General features: G+C 52.3%; 7 protein-coding genes. 4 read left to right on the top strand and 3 right to left on the bottom strand.

The genetic code is table 11. The features are described 5' to 3' along the window. Positions 1-338 precede the first annotated feature (338 nt). Positions 339-566 carry a phage integrase N-terminal SAM-like domain-containing protein gene (locus tag NDA02_RS16405; RefSeq protein ID WP_190792845.1) on the top strand — a complete coding sequence of 76 codons (228 nt, stop codon included), beginning with the start codon at positions 339-341 and terminating at the stop codon, positions 564-566. A gap of 4 nt (positions 567-570) precedes the next feature. Here NDA02_RS16405 and recQ read toward each other — a convergent pair whose 3' ends face one another. Continuing rightward, positions 571-2,433 (bottom strand): DNA helicase RecQ, encoded by a 1,863-nt coding sequence (gene recQ / locus NDA02_RS16400; RefSeq protein WP_190792846.1) that lies wholly within the window; start codon positions 2,431-2,433, stop codon positions 571-573. A 143-nt stretch (positions 2,434-2,576) separates the two neighbouring features. After that, a complete protein-coding gene (locus tag NDA02_RS16395; protein WP_190792847.1) occupies positions 2,577-3,575 on the bottom strand; it encodes a glutathione S-transferase family protein in 999 nt (332 codons plus the stop codon). Positions 3,576-3,755: 180 nt separating this feature from the next. Here NDA02_RS16395 and NDA02_RS16390 point away from each other — a divergent pair, with 180 nt between their 5' ends. From NDA02_RS16390 to NDA02_RS16380, 3 genes are all read left to right on the top strand, one after another. Further along, the gene (locus NDA02_RS16390; RefSeq protein WP_190792848.1) at positions 3,756-4,034 is read left to right on the top strand and encodes an HU family DNA-binding protein; all 279 of its coding nucleotides are present in this window, start codon (positions 3,756-3,758) and stop codon (positions 4,032-4,034) included. 389 nt (positions 4,035-4,423) lie between these two features. Next, positions 4,424-5,092, top strand: a complete 669-nt coding sequence (locus NDA02_RS16385; protein ID WP_348255298.1) for an AAA family ATPase — start codon at positions 4,424-4,426, stop codon at positions 5,090-5,092. 66 nt (positions 5,093-5,158) lie between these two features. Continuing rightward, positions 5,159-5,755: a pentapeptide repeat-containing protein gene (locus NDA02_RS16380; RefSeq protein WP_348255296.1), complete on the top strand. Its 597-nt coding sequence runs from the start codon at positions 5,159-5,161 to the stop codon at positions 5,753-5,755. 43 nt (positions 5,756-5,798) lie between these two features. Here NDA02_RS16380 and NDA02_RS16375 read toward each other — a convergent pair whose 3' ends face one another. After that, complete coding sequence (locus NDA02_RS16375) at positions 5,799-7,262, bottom strand: glycoside hydrolase family 13 protein (RefSeq protein WP_348255294.1); 1,464 nt, start codon at positions 7,260-7,262, stop codon at positions 5,799-5,801. Positions 7,263-7,339 lie beyond the last annotated feature (77 nt).

The following is a 7,339-nucleotide window of genomic DNA, read 5'->3' as shown; positions in this document are numbered from 1 at the left end:
CTCCCATTACTGGTTGAATATTCTGAGGCGGACATCTGCCTGAACACTGGCAGGGAAAGACTTTTAGGAATCCTTCCAACTCCCCCGAACGACTTCGAGTCGCGCGTATAACTCTGAATTAGACGGAATTAATTCGGGCTATCTACCCTATAGAGGCAATTAGCCTGAATCAATTCTGTCTAATCCCCCAAATCGGACATTAGCCCGACGAATTTTCCGTATAATACCCCTGATTTTGGGTATTAGCCCGAATTCTTCAGCGTTTCTTCGGTCTGTTTTCGCCTTGAATTCTGCCTAAAATCCCAGAAACGGAATTAGACGGAATCCAGGGTGTTGGCATGGAACAACGACCTCGAAAATTATTAGACCAAGTCCGTAATGTTATTCACATGAAGCACTACTCCTACCGGACTGAGGAGAGCGACGTGGTTTGGATTCGACGGTTTATCCTATTTCATAACAAACGCCACCCGATCGAAATGGGAACAGCAGAAATTGGGCAATTTCTTAGCGATCGGGCAATTCAGGCACAGGGGTTGCTATCTTGGCTCGAACCCAGGCATTGAGTGCTTAATCGTCTGCAGGTGCGGATTGAACAGAATCATACTGCTGACAAAAATCCTCGATCGCCTTCACGAAGCGGGGTCCGTAATGGGTCAACTTATGGGTTCCCACGCCAGAGATTTGAGCGAAGTCGGTGAGCGATTGGGGCTGGGATTGTGCCATCAGGCGCAGGCTGGAATCAGGAAAGACCACGTAGGGCGGAACAGATTGCTCGTCGGCGATTTGTTTGCGGAGGGCACGCAGGTGTTCAAAGAGCTGCTCTGCTTTGAGACGTTTCGGTGAGTCGGGACGATCGCCTTCGTCAGTTCGCTTAGGAATCGCCACAAAAACCGATCGCTGCTTGCGAAGGACTTCCCAGCTTTGCGGGTTGAGCTTGAGAACAGAGTAGCCGTCGCTGGTTTCACTCACTAAGCCCTGATGCAGGAGCGATCGTCCGAGTATTCTCCAGGCGTCTGTGCTGCGGTTTTTGCCAATGCCGTAGGTGGAAAGCTGGTCGTGCTGGTTTTGCAAAATGCGCTTATCTTTGGAGCCGCGTAGCACATCAATAATATAGGTTATGCCGAATCTTTCCTGGCATCGCGCCACGCAGGAGAGAAACTTTTGCGCCTCGATCGTCCAGTCTTCGAGCGGTTTGGGCTGAAGGCAGTTATCGCAGTTGCGGCAATTTCCTTCAAAGCGTTCGCCAAAATAGCTGAGCTGAATGCGGCGGCGGCAGTCGGTTCCTTCGGCATAGTCCACCACCTGACGAAGCTGCTGACGGGCGATTTGCTGCTCGTTGGGGTCAGGCTTCTGGTCGATCAAATAATCGATCGTCTTTAAGTCGCCGTAGCTAAAGAAAAGAATGCAGTGGGCAGGTTCTCCATCTCGTCCGGCGCGTCCCGATTCCTGGTAATAGCCTTCCAGATTGCGGGGCAGATCATAGTGAATCACAAACCGCACATCCGGCTTATTAATGCCCATGCCAAATGCGATCGTCGCGACCATAATTCGCACATCGTCCCGGATAAAGCGGGTTTGATTCGTGGCGCGATCGGTGTCCGGCATCCCGGCGTGATAGGCAAGGGCAGCAATGCCGTCCTGCTGAAGGCGATAGGTGAGTTCGTCTACTTTTTTGCGGCTGAGGCAGTAGATAATGCCCGACCCAGAATTTTGGCGCACGAGCTGCAATAGTTCGGCGTAGGCGTTTTTCTGCTTGGAGCGAATCTCGTAGCTCAGGTTTTGCCGATTAAAGCTAGCGATATGGACGATCGGCTGCCGCAAATCAAGCTGCTCGATAATATCTTGCCGGACACGCTCAGTTGCCGTTGCCGTCAATGCCAGCATGGAAACTTCGGGAAACTGCGATCGCACCGAAACAAGCTGACGATACTCCGGGCGAAAGTCATGTCCCCACTCGGAAACGCAGTGAGCTTCGTCGATTGCAAATCCAGCAATGCCGATCGTGCTGTGAATTTGATCAAGAAAGAGAAGAAACTGTTCACTCAGCAATCGTTCGGGAGCCACATAAAGCAGTTTCGTTTCGCCCCGCAAAATTTGGGCTGCCCGCGATCGGACTTCCAGGGGACTGACAGTGCTGTTAAGAAACGTTGCGCCGATCCCGTTATCGCAGAGGGACTGCACCTGATCCTGCATCAGCGCAATCAGGGGCGAAACCACGATCGTCACCCCCGGTTTGAGCAGAGCCGGAAGCTGAAAACAAAGCGATTTACCGCCCCCCGTCGGCATCACGACCAGCAAATCCTGCCCTTCCAGCACCGCCTCGATCACATCCCGCTGTCCCGGACGGAAGCGATCGTAGCCAAAGAAATGCTTGAGTGCCTGTTCCAAGGAAGAGAATTCAGCCGGAGTCGGGGAGAGCGCAGCCGTCATGCTAGGAGCAGATGTACTAAACGGATTCCCCCTAGTTTAGGGGGTTTGGCGAATTCTGCCAATACGAGGTTTGGGGGATGGGGAGAGAGAGTAAATGGGTGAAGAGGGAAATAAGATAGGAGGGTGGGCGGGGGAGCCGTGTTTTAACCCAGGGAGCCAAAGCCGACCGCAAGCGCATCAAATTGACGATCGCGATCGTGGGGAGTTTCAAAGTCAATAATTGGTCCTTTTGGAACGATGCCGCTGGGATTGACCTTGGGGTGGCTGCGATAGTAGTGCTGCTTGATGTGGTCGAGGTTGCAGGTTTCTTTCACGCCGGGATGCTGGTAGATGTCGCGCACATAGCCCCAGAGATTGGGGTAGTCTACAATGCGGCGCAGGTTGCACTTGAAATGCACATAGTAAACCGGATCAAAGCGCAGCAGGGTCGTGAACAGACAAACATCTGCCTCTGTGAGGCGATTACCGCAGAGGTAACGCTGGCGACCAAGCAGGTCTTCGTAATAGTTCAGCGCGTCAAACAGTTCAGTGACGGCTTCGTCGTAGGCTTCCTGAGTGGTAGCGAATCCTGAGCGATAGACGCCATTGTTGATTGGTTGATAGATCGCGTCGATCGTCTCATCAATTTCAGTATGCAGATCTGCTGGGTAGAGATCGATCGGGCTATTGGTGACTTCGTTAAATTCGGTGTCGAGCATCCGAATGATATCGCGAGATTCATTGTTGACGATCGTGCCTGTCTGCTTATCCCAGAGCACAGGAACGGTGACTCGTCCGGTATATTGGGAATCGACTTTGGTGTACACCTCCCAGAGATAGCGGGCATGATTGATCGAATCAGGAATCACGCCGGGCGCGTCGGTAAATTCCCAGCTATTCTCGCCCATCACAGGATTGACGATCGACACGGAGATTGCGTTCGTTAATCCCTTCAGTTCGCGGACGATCAGCGTTCGCTGTGCCCAGGGACAAGCCAGGGAAACGTAGAGGTGATAGCGTCCTGACTCAGCTTTAAAGCCGCTCGATCCGTCTGCGGTGATTCGATCGCGAAAGGTCGTATCTGGGCGCATGAACCGTCCCTTTTTATCTTCTTGCTCGCGCTCTGAAACCCATTTGCCGTCAATCAGCATTCCCAGTCCCATCTTGCCTTTCTCCCGATCGCTTATTTCTTCTACCTTAAAACGTTCGCTAGTAGCCGCTCCCAACCTTTTAAGATAAATCTACTAATTGGAAGATTTTTTTGCATAAAACCGCTTAAACCATCTGCCGCTTTGAAATGCCTGTGATAGAATTCCGGCAAAGTATTTGGGGTTTGAAAAATCATGAATAAAGGCGAATTAGTGGATAAAGTTGCAGAGAAAGCGGATGTTACCAAAAAGCAAGCAGATGCAATTCTGTCTGCGGTTTTGGAAGTAATCATGGAAGCGGTTTCCGAAGAGGAGAAAGTTACGCTGGTCGGGTTTGGTTCTTTCGAAGCGCGGAAGCGTCAGGCAAGAGAAGGACGCAATCCCAAAACAGGCGAAGCCATGACCATTCCAGAGACAACTGTGCCTGTGTTTTCTGCCGGAAAATTGTTTCGTGACAAGCTGGGAGGCGAATAAACGCGGATTCGTGCTGAGCGTGGGTGATTTGAAGCTCACGCTTTTTGCCTTGCCTGGGCTAATCAGCCAATAAAAAACCTCCAGTTTTGGAGGTTAAACTCTGCCACAAGCAGATGAGTTAGCATCACGAGAATTAATGTAAGCCCTGAGTGTGACAGACGTATGACGACGGTATCGCGAACGTTTCTCAGTTGTTGACTGGATTACTTTGTAAGAATATGACGCTGTCGAACACGCTCTCGGAGCAACGGCTTTGCCTCGACCCTTGCTTGGGTTAAACCGATCGCCCCACCCCTGGAATCAGGTTTCGTCACTGGAATACAGCCCGGAATGCAGTACAGTGAGGATTGCTTAACGTTTTAACAGTTCAATACGAGGCTGGAAACGGTATGTCAGTTGTTGCATTTGTGAATCAGAAAGGGGGCTGTGCAAAATCCACCACCTCAGTTCATTTTGCCTACTGGCTCTTTCACCAGCAGCGTAAAGTGATGCTGATTGATGCAGACGCACAGCGATCGAGTTCGATCTGGCTGGAAACGCTGGAAGATCCGATTCCGTTTCAGGTGATTCAAACCGCCGATGAGCTGCTGGCGCGAATTCCTGAGTATGCCGATCGCTATGATTACATTGTCGTGGATGGTCCTGCCGGATTGTCGGATGCGACCAGGAGCATTGTCTTGACGGCGGATTTGGCGGTGATTCCCTGTCAGCCAACAGGCGTTGATTTACGATCGGCTTCGGATGCGATCGAGCTAATTCGTCAGGCACAGGCAGTGCGAAACGGGTTGCCCCAGGCGGCGGTCTTTGTGTCGCGGGCAGTCAAAGGAACCCGGCTTAAAGATGAAGCAATGGCAGTTTTGAACAATATCGGGGTTCCGATTCTGAACACGGTGATTCACCAGCGACAAACGGTTGCCGATACCTTTGGTCAGGCAGCAACGGTTTGGGAACTGCTGGGTAAAGCCTCGGTTGAAGCTGCCGAAGAGTTCGATCGCCTGTTTCGCGAAATGATGACACTGTTGCCGCGATCGTCTAAAAATGTGGTGACTCCTAAATAGGCTGTTCTAAGTAAGCTGTTTTATAAGTTCTACAAGCTGTTCTAAAAGCTGTCTCACAATAAACCGATGGCAGACCTGACCCGACAGCAGCTCATTCTGGCACTGGTGGCAATTCCTCACTCGGCAAACCTGGCAGGGGTAGATCTCTCAGACCTCACATTGGCGGGACTCTGCTTGAGCAAAGCCAATCTCTGCCGCGCGAATCTCCAGTTTACCGATCTGCAGGAGGCGGATCTCAGCAGGGCATCTCTGATTAAGGCTCAAATCTCGCAAGCCATCCTGCGCGATGCCAACCTGAATGAGGCAGACTTGACGGAGGTCAATCTAGAATATGCCGACCTGACCAATGCCCTGCTGCAAGGTGCCTGCTTGATGTCTGCAAAGATGCAGAACGCTGTTTTGGCAAAGGTCAACCTGGAACGATCGATTCTGTTGGGCGCCATTCTAGACGAAGCCGACTTACAAAATGCCAATCTAAACTACTGCAATTTGCAGGGTGCAAGTTTACGCAATGCCAATCTGCGGGGAGCTAGCCTGGTGAACGCGAACCTGAACGGAGCCGACCTGAGCGGCGCATATCTGGAAAACGCTGACCTCACCCAGGTGGATCTGAGCGATGTCATCCTTGAAGATGTTCACTTTGAGGGCGCAATTTTCCGATAAGCGGTGGGGGAATGAGGGGCAGTTCAGGTTGCTAAGCTCAATATCAGCCCAAAACTACACCCGATCGCCCGGGTAGCTCCAGTGTCAGCGTTTCGCCTACCCAGTGCGCTTCGCCTAATCCATACAGCAGTTCGGCAGGATGGCGAGATAACTGGCTGCCAATTCCCTCCAGGCTGAGTTTTTCAGGGGAAGTTCCTGTATTCACCGCCACGATCAGCACCTCGCCACTACCAATTCGGGCAAAGGCATAGGTCATTCCTTCTGCGCCTAGAATTTGATAGTTTCCTGTACGGAGAGCAGGGTGAGCATGACGCAGGGCGATGAGCTGACGATGGCAGGTGAGCAGAGCCAGGTTCCAGTTTGCCTCCAGCGGGAAGCCGCGCCGCGAATCGGGGTCGAGTCCGCCCGGTAGCCCCACTTCGTCACCGTAGTAGATGCTGGGCGCACCAGGAAAGGTCATGAGCAGTAGAGTTGCTAGCTGTACGCTGTCTTCGTCGCCGCTTGCCATGCTGAGCAGCCTCGCCGTATCGTGACTTGCCAGCAGATTAAGCTGCGCGAGCTGAATTTCCCACGGATAAAGCTTCAGCAATCGCTGCATTTTTGCCGCATACTGAGCCGCATCGATCGCCGGAAAGGGTTCATAGTCCCGGTCTTTTGCCATTTCGGGCAAAACGCGATCTCCTGCGACAAACGCGATCGTCGGCCCGGTAAACAGGTAGTTCATCACACCGTCAAACTGCGTGCCGTCGAGCCACTGCCGCGAATCTCCCCAGACTTCGCCCACAATGTAGGCTTCAGGATTGATTGCTTTGATGCGATCGCGAAACTCCTGCCAAAAGCCCGGTTCTTGAATGCAAAAGGGCACATCTAGCCGCCAGCCGTCGATGCCCGATCGCACCCAGTATTCGCCAATTTCCATAATGTATTCGCGCACCTGCGGATTGGCGTGATTAAACTCTGGCAACGCCCGATTGCCCGCCCAGCCCACGTAGTTTGCCGAATGCTCTCCGTTATAGGGCGACAGGGGCCAGTCCTGAATTTTGAACCAGTTCAGCCAGGGCGAATGGGGTCCGTTTTCCAGGATGTCGTGAAAGAAGAAAAAGCCGCGACTGGCATGGTTAAACACCCCATCCAGCACCACTTTAATGCCGCGATTGTGAGCCGCCTCCAGCATTTGAAAAAAAGCCGGATTGCCACCCAAAATTGGATCGACCTGATAGTAATCGTGGGTGTGATAGCGGTGATTACTGGCGGATTGGAAGATCGGCGTGAAGTAAATTGCCGTCACTCCTAGTCCTTGTAGATAGTCAAGCTGGTTTGTCACCCCCCACAGATTACCACCCTTATAGCCTTGCAGCGACGGCGGCGACTCCCATCCCTCAAACTGAATATCAACCAGGTCGGGATTATCGGGTCTGGCTCCTCGCGCAAAGCGATCGGGGAAAATCTGATAAAAAACTGCGTGCTTCACCCAGTCGGGAGTCTTCACAGGGGGTTTGCCGTCCATTCTTGCTGCTCCGTCCGCCTTTTTTGCCTAAGCTAGCGGCATTTCCGCTGCCTGACCACAGCCTTTTTGTAGATAAA

It is taken from the genome of Leptolyngbya sp. ST-U4 (assembly GCF_039962215.1).
Taxonomy (GTDB): Bacteria; Cyanobacteriota; Cyanobacteriia; order Elainellales; family Elainellaceae; genus Leptolyngbya_A.
Note: the sequence above shows the minus strand (reverse complement) of the source record. Positions and strands in the feature narration are given on the sequence as shown.